Here is a 2,591-nt window from a genome sequence, read left to right on the forward strand (position 1 = left end):
TCAAAAAGCAAGGGCAGTAATGCTTTGATGGAATCGGTTTTATAAACGGGGCCGGTCTCACCCATAAAGTAAATCTCGATGGGCTGATTTTGCTTGATTTCATATTCGGCAATGGCCTGACGACAAGAACCGCAGGGTGGAATGGGTGTATTCAACAATTGTTTTTCAGAACGTGCTGTAACAGCCAGTTGAAGCATTTTGGCATCCGGAAATTGTGCCCCGGCAAAGTATATGGCCACACGCTCTGCACATAATCCCGAGGGATAAGCTGCATTTTCCTGATTGTTACCGGTGATGATTTTTCCGTTGTCGAGTAAAATGGCTGCTCCAACCCTAAAGTTTGAATATGGTGCATAGGCATTTTCCCTTGCTGCTTCTGCTTCTTGCATTAATGAAAGAATTGCTTCGGGCAATTCGTCTATTGAATCGAATATGTTAATTTGAGTAAGTAAATCCTGCTTTTTCATTTTTGTTGTATCAGAATTCAACAAGGAAAAAAAATCCCGATTTGCAATTGCAATCGGGATTTTTTTGGGTTATATTTTTTTAATATTCCACATAATAATCTTTGTCACCAAAATTGAACGTCAATCCAAAACGAAGTGTTCCTTCCAACGGGCTTCTAACATTTGAAGTAGAAAACAAATAAGAAACATCAATATTGATAGAAGTATATTTGAACCCGGCACCAAGAGAGACAAACTTTCTTGAACCTTTCTCTTCGCTTTCGTTAAAATATCCTGTTCTTAATGAAAATGAATCCTGATAAACATATTCTACACCTAAAGCCCAGGTGAACTCTTTCAACTCTTCACTAAACCCGTCCGGTGCATCACCAAATGACTGGAAGACCCCGGTTAAAAAGGTAACATCATCATCTTTGCCCCTTATCACATTGCCGTCTGCATCCCTAACCGGTGGTGTTGGCACAAGTAGCTTATTCACTTCAGCGGTAACGCCAATTCTGTTGTACATATCAAGGATAAAGTCAAAACCGCCACCCAACGCGAGATTGGTTGGCAGGAAGTTTTCCTGACCCACCTCATCATATTTTATTTTGGGCCCAAGATTGGAAATATTGAAACCCACTCTCCACCTTCCATCAAAATCGTTGTAGCGTATTTCTTCAGTTTGATAATATCCTGCAATATCCACAGCAAAAGAGCTTCCTGCGGTAGCGTCTTCATCGTCTATCTGTAGTCTTAAGTCAGACCTTAAATAACGTCCGGCAACAGCCATAGAAAATTGATCACTTAAACGAAGAGAATATGACAAATCGAAAGTAAGTTCGTTAGGCTTTAAAATTAATGGGTTATTGGTTATTTCTTCTGCTGTTGCACCAGTCGGTATTTCCCCAAGACTAAAATATTTGAAGCTTGCCGCAACAGCACTTCGTTCGTTTAACCTGTTAAAGTATGTAACGTTGCCTAAAAAAATATCATTAACCAGTTGACTTAAATAGGGTGTATAAGTAACACCAATTCCTTGCTTGTAAGTTGAAAAGGCATATTTTGCAGGGTTCCACTGTTGTGAAAAACCATCAACGGAAGTCGCTACTCCCATATCACCCATACCGGCTGCTCTTGCGTCTGCAGCAATCAGCACAAAGGGTACTGCAGTTGTGATTACTCTTCTTGGTTCATCTTCTTGTGCACTGACATTTAATACTACCAAAATCAGCAGTATAGGAACAAGTATTCTCTTCATAAATTCAAATTTTGGACAAATATATATTTAATTTTTATAGGATAACCAGTTTTTCAAACTTTTCAACTTTCTTATTGGTTAACGTAGATTTTACAGTTAACTTATATACATAGACCCCTTTTCCAATACGGTCGCCAAAATCGTCCCGGCCGTCCCAAGTGATTTCCCTGGACAAAAAGCCGTCTGTATTTACCACTTGGTTTCTAGTCCAAACAACCTTTCCGGTAACGGTAAACACCTGTACCTGAACTTCAAGGGGCTCAAACGGGCGATTGTGGTTAAACCAGAATTCGGTGTAATTCACAAAAGGGTTGGGATAATTTAACACCCTTTCTATTTTTAACTCGTTACTTCCTGCAACTACAAATTGAATCTCGGCAGTAGAAGAATTGTTATACACATCCCAGGCTTTAAGGGTGAGTGTGTGGAGTCCTTCCTCAAGGTCTCTGAGTCTATAGCTTAAAGAGCCTTTAGTAAAGTCATCGACTTCAGTCTGATAGTAGTTATTTAAAATGTAGGGATTTGTTTCATCACCATCAAGAATTGCAACGATGTCGTGTCCAATACCACTAGCGGTATTGATGCCACTTTCGTCTTCAAGTTTGGCAATGAGTATGGGCGAATTGTTTGTAATGCCCCCACTAACAAAACTTTCGTCATTCATAAAAAGCTTGATTTGTGGTCCTATATTGTCCTCGGGAGCATTTTCATTGATACCTCCCACGAGTATGGTTTCATTGGATCCGGCCTGGTCTTCAAGGGCACCTGTTCTTTTGGCATAAAGGCTTACCCTGCCTTCACCGACAGGAATGGCAATATCCCGTGGCACTACAAATTCAAATTCAAACTGGCCGTTGGTAATGGAAGCCTGACCGTTGAAAATT

General features: G+C 40.3%; 3 protein-coding genes. All 3 read right to left on the reverse strand.

Annotated elements, in window-relative coordinates; translation table 11 throughout:
• Positions 1-467: cytidine deaminase (gene cdd / locus AC6F75_RS13595; protein WP_500715630.1), on the reverse strand; the 467-nt coding region annotated here is incomplete at its 3' end.
• 79 nt (positions 468-546) lie between these two features.
• Positions 547-1,707: a type IX secretion system outer membrane channel protein PorV gene (gene porV, locus AC6F75_RS13600; protein WP_500715631.1), complete on the reverse strand. Its 1,161-nt coding sequence runs from the start codon at positions 1,705-1,707 to the stop codon at positions 547-549.
• A 34-nt stretch (positions 1,708-1,741) separates the two neighbouring features.
• Positions 1,742-2,591 (reverse strand): type IX secretion system sortase PorU (gene porU / locus AC6F75_RS13605; RefSeq protein ID WP_500715632.1); only part of this gene is annotated, 850 nt, incomplete at its 5' end.

It is taken from the genome of Planktosalinus sp. (assembly GCF_059864935.1).

Coding starts and splice junctions, on each gene's coding strand:
- porV (WP_500715631.1), bottom strand. CDS start 1,707: ATGAAGAGAATACTTGTTCCTATACTGCTGATTTTGGTAGTATTAAAT.